16 protein-coding genes and 1 tRNA gene are annotated in these 14,079 nt (G+C 66.9%); 10 read left to right on the forward strand and 7 right to left on the reverse strand.

The window, feature by feature from the left end:
- Positions 1-3 precede the first annotated feature (3 nt).
- The 3 genes from BJ980_RS17295 to BJ980_RS19525 all read left to right on the forward strand — a co-directional run bounded on the left by BJ980_RS17295 (position 4) and on the right by BJ980_RS19525 (position 1,645).
- A tRNA-Met gene (locus tag BJ980_RS17295) sits at positions 4-77 on the forward strand.
- Between the two features lie 181 nt (positions 78-258).
- The gene (locus BJ980_RS19620; protein WP_179503436.1) at positions 259-468 is read left to right on the forward strand and encodes a helix-turn-helix transcriptional regulator; all 210 of its coding nucleotides are present in this window, start codon (positions 259-261) and stop codon (positions 466-468) included.
- Between the two features lie 109 nt (positions 469-577).
- Positions 578-1,645 carry a tyrosine-type recombinase/integrase gene (locus BJ980_RS19525; RefSeq protein WP_179503437.1) on the forward strand — a complete coding sequence of 356 codons (1,068 nt, stop codon included), beginning with the start codon at positions 578-580 and terminating at the stop codon, positions 1,643-1,645.
- Here the strand turns inward: BJ980_RS19525 and BJ980_RS17310 are convergent.
- Both BJ980_RS17310 and BJ980_RS17315 read right to left on the reverse strand, forming a co-directional pair.
- Positions 1,642-2,160, reverse strand: coding sequence for a nucleotidyl transferase AbiEii/AbiGii toxin family protein (locus BJ980_RS17310; RefSeq protein ID WP_179503438.1), 519 nt, complete (start codon positions 2,158-2,160; stop codon positions 1,642-1,644). The genes BJ980_RS19525 and BJ980_RS17310 overlap by 4 nt on opposite strands.
- 112 nt (positions 2,161-2,272) lie before the next feature.
- Positions 2,273-2,785, reverse strand: a complete 513-nt coding sequence (locus BJ980_RS17315) for a helix-turn-helix domain-containing protein (protein WP_179503439.1) — start codon at positions 2,783-2,785, stop codon at positions 2,273-2,275.
- A 93-nt stretch (positions 2,786-2,878) separates the two neighbouring features.
- On the opposite strand from BJ980_RS17315, the gene BJ980_RS18740 reads away from it, so the two are divergent.
- Both BJ980_RS18740 and BJ980_RS18745 read left to right on the forward strand, forming a co-directional pair.
- A complete protein-coding gene (locus tag BJ980_RS18740; protein ID WP_218855563.1) occupies positions 2,879-3,208 on the forward strand; it encodes a type IV toxin-antitoxin system AbiEi family antitoxin domain-containing protein in 330 nt (109 codons plus the stop codon).
- On the forward strand, positions 3,205-3,450 hold the full coding sequence (locus tag BJ980_RS18745; RefSeq protein WP_218855564.1) for a hypothetical protein: 246 nt from the start codon (positions 3,205-3,207) through the stop codon (positions 3,448-3,450). Before BJ980_RS18740 ends, BJ980_RS18745 begins: the two co-directional genes overlap by 4 nt.
- 11 nt (positions 3,451-3,461) lie before the next feature.
- Here the strand turns inward: BJ980_RS18745 and BJ980_RS17325 are convergent, their stop codons facing one another.
- Positions 3,462-4,688 carry a DUF6880 family protein gene (locus BJ980_RS17325; protein ID WP_179503440.1) on the reverse strand — a complete coding sequence of 409 codons (1,227 nt, stop codon included), beginning with the start codon at positions 4,686-4,688 and terminating at the stop codon, positions 3,462-3,464.
- 51 nt (positions 4,689-4,739) lie between these two features.
- On the opposite strand from BJ980_RS17325, the gene BJ980_RS17330 reads away from it, so the two are divergent.
- Positions 4,740-6,218 (forward strand): PucR family transcriptional regulator, encoded by a 1,479-nt coding sequence (locus BJ980_RS17330; RefSeq protein WP_179503441.1) that lies wholly within the window; start codon positions 4,740-4,742, stop codon positions 6,216-6,218.
- Here the strand turns inward: BJ980_RS17330 and BJ980_RS17335 are convergent.
- Together BJ980_RS17335 and BJ980_RS19135 are read right to left on the reverse strand one after the other, a co-directional pair.
- Positions 6,206-6,550: a DNA/RNA helicase domain-containing protein gene (locus BJ980_RS17335; protein WP_179503442.1), complete on the reverse strand. Its 345-nt coding sequence runs from the start codon at positions 6,548-6,550 to the stop codon at positions 6,206-6,208. The two genes, BJ980_RS17330 and BJ980_RS17335, sit on opposite strands and share 13 nt — an antisense overlap.
- A gap of 337 nt (positions 6,551-6,887) precedes the next feature.
- Entirely contained in the window at positions 6,888-7,091 is a 204-nt protein-coding gene (locus BJ980_RS19135) for a hypothetical protein (RefSeq protein WP_246279999.1), read from the reverse strand.
- Here BJ980_RS19135 and BJ980_RS17340 point away from each other — a divergent pair.
- The 4 genes from BJ980_RS17340 (at position 7,080) to BJ980_RS17355 (ending at position 11,445) form a co-directional block, all read left to right on the forward strand.
- Positions 7,080-8,993, forward strand: a complete 1,914-nt coding sequence (locus BJ980_RS17340; RefSeq protein ID WP_246280000.1) for a heavy metal translocating P-type ATPase — start codon at positions 7,080-7,082, stop codon at positions 8,991-8,993. The two genes, BJ980_RS19135 and BJ980_RS17340, sit on opposite strands and share 12 nt — an antisense overlap.
- 49 nt (positions 8,994-9,042) lie before the next feature.
- Positions 9,043-9,639 carry a DUF305 domain-containing protein gene (locus BJ980_RS17345; protein WP_179503444.1) on the forward strand — a complete coding sequence of 199 codons (597 nt, stop codon included), beginning with the start codon at positions 9,043-9,045 and terminating at the stop codon, positions 9,637-9,639.
- Positions 9,640-9,751: 112 nt separating this feature from the next.
- On the forward strand, positions 9,752-10,894 hold the full coding sequence (locus BJ980_RS17350) for an ADP-ribosylglycohydrolase family protein (RefSeq protein WP_179503445.1): 1,143 nt from the start codon (positions 9,752-9,754) through the stop codon (positions 10,892-10,894).
- A gap of 116 nt (positions 10,895-11,010) precedes the next feature.
- Positions 11,011-11,445 (forward strand): universal stress protein, encoded by a 435-nt coding sequence (locus BJ980_RS17355; protein WP_179503446.1) that lies wholly within the window; start codon positions 11,011-11,013, stop codon positions 11,443-11,445.
- Positions 11,446-11,472: 27 nt separating this feature from the next.
- On the opposite strand, the gene BJ980_RS17360 is transcribed toward BJ980_RS17355, so the two are convergent.
- Positions 11,473-12,354: an adenylate/guanylate cyclase domain-containing protein gene (locus BJ980_RS17360; RefSeq protein WP_179503447.1), complete on the reverse strand. Its 882-nt coding sequence runs from the start codon at positions 12,352-12,354 to the stop codon at positions 11,473-11,475.
- Between the two features lie 10 nt (positions 12,355-12,364).
- Positions 12,365-14,011: an MXAN_6640 family putative metalloprotease gene (locus tag BJ980_RS17365; RefSeq protein ID WP_179503448.1), complete on the reverse strand. Its 1,647-nt coding sequence runs from the start codon at positions 14,009-14,011 to the stop codon at positions 12,365-12,367.
- Positions 14,012-14,079: the final 68 nt, after the last annotated feature.

Raw genomic sequence — 14,079 nt, forward strand, 5'->3', positions numbered from 1 at the left:
CGACGCGGGGTGGAGCAGCTCGGTAGCTCGCTGGGCTCATAACCCAGAGGTCGCAGGTTCAAATCCTGCCCCCGCTACAAAGAAAGTCCAGGTCAGCCACAGGTTGACCTGGACTTTTGCTTTGGGGGCAAACATGCGATCCCATCGTTTACCCATCACATTGATCGTCGGTGGTCGAGTAGCCCGCGAGGAACGAGCGGGCATATCGAGACCGATCCGGTCGCTTCGGGACTGCTCGTCCCGCCTTGCACACCTGATGTGCATGAACACCACGGACCTGGGGCTGGAGCGCCTCATCGGGGTCGAGAACTCGCCGAGTACCTCGGTGTCCCCGTGCAGACCATCTACGACTGGCGGCTGTCCGGCCGGGCGCCGCGGGCCTACAAGTTTGGCAAGCACCTACGGTTTGCGGCGAGTGACATCGCCGCGTGGCTGGAGGAGCGGCACGAGGGCGGCTCTCATGAGTAGGCCACGCATCCCCATCGGCGGGTACGGCGAGATCACGTTCATCCCGCGGGCAAAGGGCAAGGTTGAAGCTCGGACCCGGTTCCGTGACTGGGACGGGCAGACGCGACTGGTGCAGGCGACGGCGACGTCGAGACCGGCAGCTGAGGCGGCCCTGAAGAAGAAACTCACCCAGCGCAACGCCTTTCAGCCCGTCGACACCACGCTCACGCCCGACAGTCCCTTTCCGGCGTTGGTCGACTACTGGCTGGCGGACCTGGACCTGGAGAACCGGATCGCTCCCGCGACCCGTTTCAACTACGAGCGGGACATGGAGCGGCTGGTCCTCCCGGCCTTCCGCGGCTATTCGCTGCGCGAGATCGGCGTCGCGCGCTGCGATGCCCTGCTCAAGCAGTTGGGTCAGGAGTCGTACTCCGCGGCGAAGCGGGCGCGGACTGTGCTGCGGCAGTCGTTCGCGCTGGCGGTGCGGCACGAAGTGCTGGTGCGCAATCCGATCGACAACGTCTCCCGACTCCACAAGCCGAAGCGGACCCCGACGGCCCTGAGCGCCACCGAGGTCAACGCGATCCGCGCCGTGATCAAGGCGTGGGAACAGTCCAGCGGTACCTCGGGCCCGAACCCCGACGGCCAACTCGGTCAGATCGTCGAGGTCATGCTCGGCACGTCCGCCCGGATTGGCGAGGTCCTCGCGATCCGCCGCCGCGAGCTGGACCTGACGACGACGCCGGCGACACTACGGATTTGCGGCACGGTCATCTCCGAGCGCGGCGTCGGGACCTACCGACAGGAGCACCTGAAGACCGACCGTTCCAACCGGGTGGTCGCGCTGCCGTCCTTCACGGCCGAGGCACTCCGGCGACGGTTGGCCATCATGGCGGATCATTCGCTGGACGCGCTCGTGTTCCGCAGCCGGGAGGGGACCCCGCTCACGACGGCCAACGTGCGGCGCCAACTGCGCAAGGTCCTCGGTGCCGCGGCCATCGAGGGCGTCAGCCCGCACATGTTCCGCCGTACGGTCGCGACGGTGATCAACGAGCAGGCCAGCCTGAACTTGGCCTCGGAGTTGCTCGGCCACACCGATCCGAAGGTGACTATCGAGCACTACATCCGCCGCAACGAGCAAGTGAACCCGCTGACCGCCGAGCTGCTTGATCAGGCGTTCGCGCGCGACGATGACTAACGCGGATCGAGCTCGTCGGCCCACGCGTCGAAGTACGCGCGGATCTCGGCGATCGGGACACCGACGTCGGGGAAATCCTCGTTGCCGATGCGTTGGTGCGACCGGAGCGTCTGCGCAAACACGGGGAGGTCGAAGCCCAGGTCTGCCTCGGCTGCAGCTCGCACTGTGTCGGCTCGGTCGAACCGTTGGTTGAGCACGTAGACATCGACGAAGTCGCGCGGCTCCGCGCGCCCGAAAAGCGCGAGCGTCGTGCGCACGGCGAGCTCGGCGGGGGCGAAGGACGGCCCTGCGATGGTGACGGTGGGTGCGCCGGTCGGCGGGCTGTCGACGGCGAGGTCGATGAGGACGACTTCTGGGCCGGTGATCGCCCAGCGCCGGAACTCCTCGCCGGTGCGCTTAAGTTCGACGGACCACCCGCGTTCAGTGACAGCGGTGACCAGCGCATCGCTGGCGGTGTCGACCCTGCCGAGTTGGCGGGTGGTGAAGAAGTCGAGATCCTCAGTTGGCCGAGGCACGATGCCCTGGGCATGAGAGCTCCGCCGCCTGCAAGCAGAAACCCGGCCGACTCGGGCAGCGAGAAGAAAAGCGTGGCCAGCGCTACCTGGAACTCGCTGAGCCCAGAGTCACTCATGCGATCGCGCCGAATGAGGTGATGAGCGGCTCCCATTCGTTCCGGATCCCCGCCGGGATGACAAGGTCGTCCCAGAGGTCGACGAGCAGTGCTCCATCGATGTAGGTGAGCAGATCGGCGGGCTCGCCTTCGCGGAGGACGATCTCGTAGACCCTGGCGCGGTCGCGCCGGTCGCGAAGGTTGTAGGGACGCGAGGGGCCGGACCAGTGCAGGTGCTGGGGCAGCGGCACCGTCGCGAAGGCTTTGGCGGTGTCGAGGCGCCACAGGCGATCAGGCACGACGAACGGCTCACCGCGGGCACCGGGGTGGGTGGTGAAACTGACGCGGGGCACGAGGTCGAGGTCGAAGCCGCTGCTGTTGACGATTCGCTCGGCGACAGCGAGCGTCGGCGACTTGGTGCCGTGTTCGTAGGTCGAGAGCGTTGGCTGCGAGGTGCCGGAGCGGCGCGCCAACTCGCGCTGCGACAGTCCACTGCCGCGGCGTGCGCGCTCGATGATCGTTCCAGCCATGCCCATCATGATATCCGCTTAGATATCGCTCTTCAAGGTCTGCGGATCTCGTGGGCCAAGGCAATAGTCTCCCGTTATCGTTATACTTTTGACATGACTGCCAAGCCGCTCGCCCGGACGGTGTTGTGGGACGTCGCGGCCGAACAGCACGGCTTCGTCACCTCGCAGCAGGCGACCGGCGCCGGCATCGGCAAGCACGCGCTACAGATGCTCGTCCACCGGGGAACGCTCCACCGGGTCGCGCACGGCGTCTACCGGTTGCCGCAGTATCCGGTCGGCGAGCACGAACACCTGATGCTGGCGGTGCTGTGGACCCGGGTGCCCGAGGCGGCGCTGTCGCACGAGACCGCGCTCGACGCCTACGGCATCTGCGACGTGAATCCCATCCGCATCCACCTCACCGTCGCCAAGCGGCGACGGTGAGGTGCGCGGACGGAGACGACTACGTCGTGCACTACGAGGACCTGGCCGCGAAGCAGATCGGCTGGTGGCAGGAGATCCCGACGGTCACTCCGGCGACGGCCATCGCTCAATGCGTTGTCTACGGCACTCCGATGTACCTGCTGCGCCAGGCGATCGAACGCGGGCACAGGCAGGGGTACCTCAAGGCTGCCGAAGGAGACGAACTGACCGCAGCATTGGAGTGCGCAGGGACGGGTGACTGAAGTTGTCGTTGTCAGGGCAACCCCGCTCGGTCAAACTCCTGCTGCAACCTCGGGCGACGCCGGTGGATCTCTCGCAGATCCGCTATCAGGTCGTTGACCTCCGCTGACTTCGCCGACCCAGCGCTGAGCTTGCGCATCGTCGCCAGCCGCCTGGCGGCGAGCTTGTAGTTCTTGGCGTTCGCGTCGTGGAGGAGCCCCTCCACGAGGCGCTGATGGATGGGAAGCACGGCAAGTGGGTCGATCTTTTCGTAGACCTTCACAAGCTCGGCCCAGGTGGAGCCACTGTCGAGTGCGAGTGAATGCGCCAGGTTCCAGGCGAACTCGGGTTCTTTGAGCGTGTGGAGTGCGAAGAGGACCGCGTCGCTCGGGCTCGCGGCGAGGCTGGCTACGACCTCGTCGTGGTATTCGGGCCATGCCTTGCCGGCGGCCTTGTGCAGCCGTGCCGCCGAAGTCGACGAGGGCCACTTGCGGAACACCGAGAGCCGCGCGTTCAACTCTTCGCCTGGCCGGTGTGCCTCCAGCAGCCCGCACCAGTAGTCCGCCGCCTTGCGGGACTGGTGCCCGCGGTCGAAGTCGGTGGCCTGCTTCGCCCAGTCGATGGCGAGGTCGATCTCGCCGATCTCTTCGAATGCTTCGGCGGTGTCCTCCAGCCAGGCCGCAACCTTCCGGTCCTTGGCGTGGGTGCGGATGATCGCGTCGATGTCGTGGTCGAGGACGGCGAGCCGCTGGGCGTTCCAGTCCAGGGTGAACCATTCGTGGGAGTGGCCGGAGTTCCACCGGTCGGCAGGACGGGGACCGAGCTTCGCTTCGACCTCGGCCAGCCGCTTGCGGTACGACGCTATGCCGAGCTCGCCGAGTGCCGGGGCGTACGCGACCGGATCGAGCTCGAAGTAGTCGACTTCGCCGTCATCGAACTGGAACTTCATCATCCAGTCGATCAGCTTCCCGACCGGCGTCCTGGCCGCGGCCGCCACCTGCGGGTGGAGCACCAACAGTCGTCGGCAGGCGTCGCCGATGATGCCGCTGGAGTCGTCGGCCCGGGCGATCACCTTCAGCGACGACGCGAGCGCCTTGTGGGTGACGGTGTAGATCTCGGCCGGATCGGCAGTCGGGATCGCGGACTCGAGGATGTCGACCGCCTCGTGCATGTCGAGGCCGTGCGCGTTGGCGGCGCTGTACCGGTAAAGGTCCGAGCGGGTGCGGATCAGCGGGAGTACGGCGTCGGCGAGGGTGCTCATGGGTGCCATCCTCTCGCCCCGCCGTTCGCCGGTCGCATCTCTCGCTGGGTCATGCTCATCCTCGTCCTGCTCGTCGCCTTCTTCATCGTCTTGATCATGACTCCCATGGCCACGCCATCCTTCCCGCTCTCCACCGCCTCTGGCTTCCTTCCCACGCTTCTTGCAACCGAGGGCTTGAACGTGGACGAGGTCATCAACGTCCTGAAGCGTGAGGTCGAGTCGGTGACCGGCTGCCAGTTGGTTCACGTCACCTTCCAGCGGGACCGGGAGTGGATCACCCTGCCCCCCGGGGAGCCAACGAAGCCGGCGGAACCGAGCCCCTCAACTGGTGAACGGGTATTCGTGCAGGACAACGGCGACTCCTGGACGTCGACGACGGCTGTGGCGGTCTTGAACGGCGCCCCGGGCCGACTGTTCCTTCGCAGCTTCGCCCGGCCCGACCCCGAACAACTGTTCGTCATCGAACGGTTGGGCGATCTCCTCGGGACGGCGCTCGCGGACGCGCAGGTGCACGAGCGCCACCGCCGACGCGCCCACGAACTCGATGCAGCCAATAACGAGATGGCGCGCACCGTCGCGGCGCTGCAGCACCGTGAGGGGGTGCTTGAGGAGTTCGCCCGACTCGCCACGTCCGGGACTGAACTCGACGTGGCCACCTCGCTGAGCCGGTTCACTGGCTCCACGGTCGTGCTGCGGGACAGATTCGGCCACGAGACGACCCGGATCACGGTTGCCGGCCGGTACCAACCGGTCCTCGAGCGAACCTCGCTCGAGGAGGTGATCGGCGGACGCCCCGAACTCGGCACGATCGAACTGGAGGTGCCATCGGACAAAGAGCAAGACGACGCATTGTTCGCTCTGCAATACGCCGGCGTCGCACTGGGGCTGCTGAGGGCTCATGCCGCAGGGATGAATGAACTGGAGAACGGCTTGAGTCGAGACCTCCTCGACGACCTTCTCGAAGGGCTCCCGAACGACGTTGCCGTGGACCGGGCATCCGCCCAGGGCCACGACCTTGGCGTTCCGCACGACTTGATCGTGTCCGCGTGGTCCTCCGACCGGAGTCAGCGCGGGCACGACCGCGACGTCGATCACCTCCGGAGGGCTTTGGCTCGTCAGCGGCTGCCCTGCTTGGTCGGCCGGAACCAGGGGCTGGTGGTCGCTCTCACCTATCGAGGTGTCGACATCGGCCGCTTGTTCGACGACTTGTCCCGCGGTTACGGCAACACCAACGGTGTGATCGCCAAGGGGGAGCCGTTCAACTCGCCGCAGCAGATCCCACGAGCCTATGAGCAAGCCCAACGAGCACTCAGGGCTCGCCAGCAGTCCCCCAAGCCGTATGGCTCCATCGCCTACGCCGACTTGGGAGTGGACCGGCTCCTTGCCCTTGACGCCAATGCCGACGAGGTCGAACGCCTCGTCAGTGACTGGCTCGGCGACCTGCTGAGCTACGACGGGTCTGCTGCACGATCTGGTGACAGTCTGACCTGCCCCACCAACAGGGTTCCAGTCGTTAGTCACGCAGTCTGAGTGGCTGGCGTGGTCATGATTGTCTCGAACTCGATCGGGGTCAACCTGCCGAGGCGGTCTTGTCGGCGGCGGGCATAGGTGCCACGCATCCCGCGGGTCAGCAGGACGACATGGACGTTCTGCACCAGTCGAAGAATCTCATCATCGGTGAAGGAGATCCCGCGGCGCGGCATGTTCTTGCCCGCCTCACGGTCGTACCGGAGGTCAGATCCAATGATCACGCCCGCGTAGCTGACGTCGTAGGTCTGAATGGTGTGGATGACACCCGGTGCGACCAAAGCATTCGCTGTCGGCGATGCGCGCGCTGCGACTGGTGATTTGGTACAGGCCATCGCCGGCCAGACGCTGGATCAGGAAGGACTCCAGGTCTAGGCAGCCAGACTTGTTGTAGGACAGATGCTGACGGAAGCGAGTCGCTACGTTCAGGGACTCTCCAACGTAGATCCGGTCATCGCCGTCGGGCCATTGGAAGCGCTCGAGGAGCTCGCCCGCCTCGATGGCGACGCTCTTGGCCAGATGGCGGGGCCATGGAACTTGGCCATTTCTGCAGGATGACTCAGCGAATGATGCTGGCGGCCGGGAATGTCGTGGGACAGACAAGTAGCCATGGCCATATACCCATGGGGGGTATATGGTCGAGCCATGAGCACGCATCACCACGACACCAACTCAATCCACCCGTCTGGCACTCACCCACACGATGAGCACGCCGTTGCCGACGCAGAACACCACGGCGGACATGACCATGGCGGCCATGGCGGCCACCAAGGTCACGGTGGCCACGGCGATCACGTCGGTCAGTTCCGACGCCTGTTCTGGATCATGTTGGTCCTCGCGATCCCGGTGGTTGCCTTCAACGCGATGTTCGCTCACCTCGCCGGCTATGACCTGCCAGAGGACGGTTGGGTCCAGTGGATCTCGCCGATCCTCGGCACGGTCCTTTACTTCTGGGGCGGTTGGCCGTTCCTGACCGGAGCGGTCTCGGAGATTCGCACGCGCAAGCCCGGGATGATGCTGCTCATCGGGCTGGCGATCACGGTGGCGTTCGTGTCGTCGTGGGGCTCCACACTGGGTCTGCTCGATGAACAGTTGGACTTCTGGTGGGAGCTGGCGCTGCTGGTCGTGATCATGCTCTTGGGCCACTGGATCGAGATGCGTTCGCTGGCCCAGACGACCTCCGCGTTGGACTCGTTGGCCGCCTTGTTGCCCGACGAGGCCGAGAAGGTGGACGACGACGCCGTGGTGAAGGTTGCTCCGTCGGATCTGGTCGTGGGTGACGTGGTCATCGTTCGCCCGGGTTCGGCGGTTCCTGCCGACGGGGAGATCGTGGATGGCAGCGCCAGCATGGACGAGTCGATGGTCACCGGCGAGTCCAGGACGGTACGTCGTGAGGTGGGGGAGCCGGTGGTGGCGGGAACCGTTGCCACTGACTCCGGAGTGCGGGTGAAGGTCACCGCGATTGGTGAGGACACCGCGCTGGCGGGCATCCAGAAGCTCGTCGCGGATGCCCAGGCGTCCTCGTCGCGTGCGCAGCGGATCGCCGACACCGCAGCCGGTTGGTTGTTCTGGTTCGCCCTGGGGTCGGCGGTCATCACTGCCATCGTCTGGGCACTCGTCGGCCTGCCGGATGACGGCGTCGTACGCACCATCACCGTGCTCGTCATTGCCTGCCCCCACGCGCTGGGTCTCGCCATCCCACTGGTGGTCTCGATCGCGACCGAGCGCGCGGCCCGCGGCGGCGTGCTGATCAAGGACCGACTCGCCCTGGAGTCCATGCGCACGGTGGACGCTGTCCTGTTCGACAAGACCGGCACCCTGACCAAGGGTGAACCCACCGTCACCGGCGTCAAGCCCGTCGAGGGGTACGCCGAAGATGCCGTCCTGGCCCGGGCTGCTGCCGCGGAGAGTGACAGCGAGCATCCTTTGGCCAAGGCCGTGACCGGCGCCGCGGCGCACCGGGGACTGGACGTTCCGACGTACACCAACTTCTCGTCGTCACCGGCGGTCGGCGTCCGGGCGGATGTCGAAGGGAGCGTGATCGAGGTCGGCGGGCCCTACCTGCTGGAGCAGCACGGTCTGGCCGAACTGCCGATCGCCGACCAGTGGCGCACCGAGGGCGCCATCATCTTGCACGTCGTCGCCGACGGTGAGGTGATCGGCGCCCTGCGGCTGGCCGACGAGATCCGGGCGGAATCGCGTGACGCCGTCGATGCGCTCCATGCGGTGGGTGCGCAGGTGGTGATGATCACCGGGGACGCCCAAGCCGTGGCCGAAACCGTCGCCGCCGAGCTCGGCATCGACCGGGTGTTCGCCGGTGTACGGCCCGGGGACAAGGCAGCCAAGGTCGCCGAGCTGCAGCGTGAGGGCCGCAAGGTCGCCATGGTGGGCGACGGTGTCAACGACGCCCCGGCCCTGGCGCAGGCCGATGTCGGGATCGCCATCGGTGCCGGCACGGATGTGGCGATCGGATCGGCCGGAGTGATCCTGGCCAGTTCGGACCCGCGTTCGGTGCTGTCGATCTTCGAGCTGTCGAGCGCCGCATACCGCAAGATGAAGCAGAACCTGTGGTGGGCAGCGGGATACAACCTGATCAGCGTTCCCCTCGCGGCAGGGGTCCTGGCTCCGATCGGATTCGTCCTGCCGATGAGCGTCGGAGCGATCTTGATGTCGGCCTCGACGGTCGTGGTGGCGCTCAACGCGCAACTCCTACGTCGTCTTGACCTGACCCCTGAGCGGAGTGCGGTCAGGATCCTGAACCGTGCTGTGTCCGGCTGAGTAGGCTGACGGCGCCGGTCCCGCACGCATTCGAGCAACAGGACTATTGATGATCAAGAAGTTTGCAGCGCTGCTCTGCGTCGTACTCGCATTCGCCGTTCTCACCGCCTGCGGCGGTGATGACGAGCCGTCGCTCAAGACGCACACGGCCGCTGACGGGAGCAACTTCAACGACGCCGACGTCACCTTCGCGACCGAGATGATCCAGCACCACGCCCAAGCGCTGACGATGGTCGACATGGCCCAGGGTCGTGAGTTGGATCCCGAAGTCGTCGCACTCGTGGAGGGCATCCGCGAGGCCCAGGCGCCCGAGATCGAGCAGATGGTCGACTGGCTCACCGGGTGGGACAAGCCCATTCCCGAGACCTCGCGCGACCACGCACACGCGCACGGCGACATGGAGATGGACGCCGACATGCCGGGAATGATGTCGGCCGACGACATGGCCCAGCTCGAAGCCGCCAGCGGCGCTGACTTCCAGCGGATGTGGCTGGAGATGATGATCGAGCACCACGAAGGCGCCATCAAGATGGCCAAGACCGAGCAGGAACGCGGCGTCTCGGAACCCGCGGTCGAGCTGGCCAAGGCGATCGCTTCATCGCAGGACGCCGAGATCGCGACGATGAAGGACCTGCTCGACTCCTGACAGGCAGCTCGTGACCTCCGGTGCGGGTGAGGAGCGACCCTGCAGCCGTGGCAGGGACCGTTAGCCTGTGCCGATATGCGATGCCTCCCAACCCCCGAGAGCGCGGTGCCTGATGAGGACTGATCAGACGCCCGACCGGCGCGAACTCGAGAGCTATCACTCCCGAGTCCGTGGCTCTCTTCTCGGTGGAGCCATCGGTGACGCGCTGGGCGGGCCGGTGGAGTTCTGGAGCCTGGAGCAGATCCAGCGCGAGTGCGGTCCGGATGGCGTCAGGCGCTACGTGCCCGAGAACGTCGCCGGGTCGTCCGTGTATGGCCGGATCACCGACGACACCCAGATGACGCTCTTCACCCTCGAGGGGATGATCCGCGCGGCAGTCCGGCGAGACCGCGGAATCGGTTTCACCGTGGCCGCGGTCCACCACGCCTACGACCGATGGCTCGACACCCAGCTCCAGAACGGCCCGGATGGAGAGCGGGACGGGTGGCTGATCAACGAACAGTGGCTCTACTCCCGCAGGGCGCCGGGCAACACCTGCCTCTCCGCCCTTGCTGAGCCGCGCGGCGGCCAACGCAAGCTCGCCCAGTTCGGCGTGGTGGCGACGAACAACTCCAAGGGGTGTGGTGGCGTCATGCGCAGCGCTCCCTTCGGTCTCGTGCCGCACTGGGTGTGGTCCTCGGACCTGCAGTTCGACTCAGCGGCAGAGGCTGCTGGCTACACCCATGGCCACTCGACGGGTCAGGTGGCGTCGGGTGCGTTGGCCGTCCTCATCGGGGCGATCATGCGCGGCCACGACCTGCCAGGCGCGATCGAAGAGACCCAGAGCCAGCTGCGCGTCCGCGATGCCGGGGGCGAGACCTACCTGGCGATCGAGCAGGCGACCGAGGTCGCGCGCAAGGGCCCGGGTGCTGAGCACATGGAGTCACTCGGAGGCGGCTGGGTGGCGGAGGAGGCCCTGGCGATGGCGATCTATGCCTGCCTTGTCCATCCGGAGCCCGATCAGATGCTCGACGCACTGTCACTCTCGGTCACCCACTCCGGCGACAGCGACTCCACCGGTGCGATCTGCGGCAACATCCTCGGTGCGCTTCACGGTGAAACGGCCTTGCCGCCCGAGCTCGCGTTCGCGGTCGAGGGACGCGGCACGATCCTGACCCTGGCCGACGACTTCATCTATGAGTTCACCGCCAGCGACCGATTGCACGGCGACTACGGACCGGACACGAGGTGGACGCAGCGCTACCCGGGTTGGTGATCGCGGAAGAAGTGCCGGGTGAGCAGAACGCTCGTCGGCCGGGCGTTCCGCGACGAACCACCGGGGCCACCCACTAGTCTGGAATCCAGTTCATCCATCCGACAGGAGAACCACCCATGGTCAGCACCATCGTCACCGGAGTCGACGGCAGCGTGCCCGCAGCGGCCGGTGCCCGCAAGGCCGCCGAGCTCGCGAAGGCGTTCGGAGCCACGTTGCACGTGCTGTCGGCCTATGGGGACTTCGAGGCGGAGACCCTCGAGATCGGCTCGGAGAAGATCCTGCTCACCAACGAGCAGGAGGCACAGCAGACCGCACAGCAGGTCCTGGTCGACCTGCGGCGTGAATTCCCGGGCGTCGAGATCGTCGCCAGCCCCGCAGAGGGCAAGCCGGGCGAGGCCTTGGTCAGGGCTGCGGAGTCACTGCACGCCGACATCATCGTCGTCGGGAACAAGCGAGTCCAGGGGATGGCGCGCGTGCTCGGCTCCATCGCCCGTGACGTCGCGGCCCACGCCTCCTGCGACGTCTACGTGGCACACACCCACTCGCGCTGACCGGACGGCCGCAAGAGGCCGAGCCGTTCAGCTGGGCGCGCGCTCGACGGCTCGCCACAGGGCATGAGTGCCCGGGAACCCCTTGAGCTCGACCTCGGCCGGCTCGACGAAGTCGATGAACGGGTCATCGCCCACCGCTTCGCGCACCTGCGCGCTGACCAGCACCCGCTCCGCGTCCGCTTGCGCGGCCACGCGCGCAGCCATCGCCACGTTGCGTCCGAACCAGTCACCGTCTCGTTCGATGGCGGTGCCCACGTGCATGCCCATCCGCACCGAGACCGGGAGCCCCCGCCGAGCGCTGTCGCCGAGTGCGGCGATGCGGCGCTGGATGCCCAAGGCAGTCGCGATCGCGTCGGCGGGATCGCCGAAGACCACCATGAATCCGTCGCCCTGTGACTTCACCACGTGCCCACGGTGCGCCGAGACCTGCTGGCGGATCAGCTTGTCGTGGCGCTCGAGGATCTTGATCCAGGCCGCGTCACCGTGCTGCTCGTTGAGCTCAGTCGAGCTCACGATGTCGGAGAAGAAGATGGTGATCGTCCCGTCGGGACCGGTCAACTTGGCGATCTCGGAGCGGTCCGCCAGGGCGATGCCGGTGAGCTCCTCGATGGAGCTGGTCAGGAACCCGCCAACGCCCTGCTCACGGACCTTGGCGGCGGTGTCGACCACGGTGCGCAGCGCATGGGTTGTGACGTGAGTGGCCTGCCGGGCCAGGCTGCGGTTCGGGTGGTTGCCCGCGCGGAGACCGGAGCGAGACGTCGTACGACGCTCGGGACGTTGCGCCGAGGCCAACTCGTGTTGCGTGCGGCTCAGCTGCCGCCGGGTGGACCGCAGACGCACCGTCGTCAGCACCAGCAGACCCACGACGACACAGAGCGCCACGGTCAAGAAGATCGACAACGCGTCCACGCGCGGCAGCCTACGAGGTCGCGGTCGCGCGCAGGCGGAAGAGTCGGTTGCTGTCGCGCGGCACACCCTCGCAGCTGCGTGCGGTACCCCGATCGCAGCTGAACCGGCGCGACGTGTTCGACAGGCTCACACTCACCTTCGTCACGCTGCCGCGATGGAACGGCACGCTGAACGAGGCGTTGCCGCTGCTGTTCAGCCGGATCGGCTTGCGCTGAGTCACGCCACCGGGGCGGTGCAGCACCAGATAGGCGCGCGTGCTGTAGGACGGCGCGTCGATGGTCACCCGCAGCCGCCACTTCGACGACAGCGCGGCGTGCGGCGCGATCGAGTAGGACTTCGAGCCGAGCTGCGGGATCCGGGTGCGCACCGTGCCCGTGGTGGGTCGCGACCAGGCCAGCGTCCAGGCCCCAGCCGTCCTCGCGGAGGGATAGCTGCGCCCCTCCGGATAGAACTTCGCCGGGATCGTGTTGCTGCCCGCGAACCGCGACAGGTCGTCGGCCAGGCTCGAGCCGTGCTTGCCCAGCGCTGCCTGGATGGCCTGGAAGGAGAACACCCGGGCGGAGCGCGCCTCGTGCCAGATCTCCTGCACGATGCCGGCACCGTAGGACTTCGTCAGGTGCTCGAAGAAGATCCAGTTGCCGTACCAACCGTCGGGGTGGTCCAGGGGCATGTCCTGGTGGCGCAGGCTGCTCAGCGACAGGTATTGACGATTGTCGTTGATGTCGTCGTGGACCTGCTCCTCGATCCAGGTGGCGGTCCCCTCCATCAGCCACTGGTCCTCGGTGACGTCGGTGCTGAACTGCGAGAGGTGGAAGAACTCGTGGGCGAGAGTCACCTTCATCGAGTCGAGCGGCGGCGTCGGGAAGTCCTCGAAGTCGTCGTCGATCACCAGGAATCCGGACAGCCGGCTGCCGCGCCCCTCGGTCTCGGCGTAGCCGTAGATGCCCTGGGCGCCGGTGTCACCGAGATAGATGTCGATCAGGCCCGTCCTGTCCTCCGGCGCGAGGTTTCCGCGGGTGCCGTCGCTGAGCGGCGGAAGGAAACCGAGACCGTAGATCTCCTTCGTCCAGACGACCTCTGCCTCCTGGGCCACCCGCTCCACCTGGTCGGGTACGTCGTTGGCGTTCTCGTCGGTGAGGTCCGGGCGGTGGTGCCCGCTGGCGGCCCAGTGCACACAGAAGTGCTCCGAGCAGTAGGCGCGATCCGCACCCACCGGATAGCCGATCGAGTCGGTCGGGCCCGGGCTGGAGGGCCTGCTGAGCAGTCGTCGAGCGCGGTCCTGCTCCGAGGCGGGAAGGTCGTCAAGGCTCTGGCGTACGTCGAGCAGCGCCAGCGTCACGTCGGTCGTCGGATCCGCCGCTGAGCCTGAATCGGAGCCTGTATCGGGGACCAGTCCGCGGGTGCCGGTTGCGGGTGCTCCAGCGAGCAGATCCTCCGCGGTCTCGAGCGCCTCGATCGCGACCGCGGCGGGATCCGGCGCGGCAGCGCCGGGGGTGGCCGTCTCCGGTGTCGGGGTGGGCTCATCGGCCACGGACTGGAGCGGCACCACCAGCGCGGCGGCCAGGGCCAGGCCGACCGTGGCACGACCGATCACACGAGCGATCGGGCGGGCAGACGGTCGGGCGGGCAGGCCGTCGGGCGACACACGATTGGACACCACCGAAACCTACTAGCAGAACGCGTCCAGGCGGGCACGAACGCGCGTGCCTGTCACAATCATCACGC

The organism is Nocardioides daedukensis, assembly GCF_013408415.1.
Lineage (GTDB): Bacteria > Actinomycetota > Actinomycetes > Propionibacteriales > Nocardioidaceae > Nocardioides > Nocardioides daedukensis.

What these genes read in the sequence shown, in the direction of transcription:
- BJ980_RS17350 (WP_179503445.1), top strand. Translation starts at nt 9,752, where the DNA reads ATGAGGACTGATCAGACGCCCGACCGGCGCGAACTCGAGAGCTATCAC.
- BJ980_RS17325 (WP_179503440.1), bottom strand. Translation starts at nt 4,688, where the DNA reads ATGAGCACCCTCGCCGACGCCGTACTCCCGCTGATCCGCACCCGCTCG.
- BJ980_RS17330 (WP_179503441.1), top strand. Translation starts at nt 4,740, where the DNA reads ATGCTCATCCTCGTCCTGCTCGTCGCCTTCTTCATCGTCTTGATCATG.
- BJ980_RS18740 (WP_218855563.1), top strand. Translation starts at nt 2,879, where the DNA reads ATGACTGCCAAGCCGCTCGCCCGGACGGTGTTGTGGGACGTCGCGGCC.
- BJ980_RS17355 (WP_179503446.1), top strand. Translation starts at nt 11,011, where the DNA reads ATGGTCAGCACCATCGTCACCGGAGTCGACGGCAGCGTGCCCGCAGCG.
- BJ980_RS17345 (WP_179503444.1), top strand. Translation starts at nt 9,043, where the DNA reads ATGATCAAGAAGTTTGCAGCGCTGCTCTGCGTCGTACTCGCATTCGCC.
- BJ980_RS17315 (WP_179503439.1), bottom strand. Translation starts at nt 2,785, where the DNA reads ATGGCTGGAACGATCATCGAGCGCGCACGCCGCGGCAGTGGACTGTCG.
- BJ980_RS17335 (WP_179503442.1), bottom strand. Translation starts at nt 6,550, where the DNA reads ATGGCCTGTACCAAATCACCAGTCGCAGCGCGCGCATCGCCGACAGCG.
- BJ980_RS17340 (WP_246280000.1), top strand. Translation starts at nt 7,080, where the DNA reads ATGTTCGCTCACCTCGCCGGCTATGACCTGCCAGAGGACGGTTGGGTC.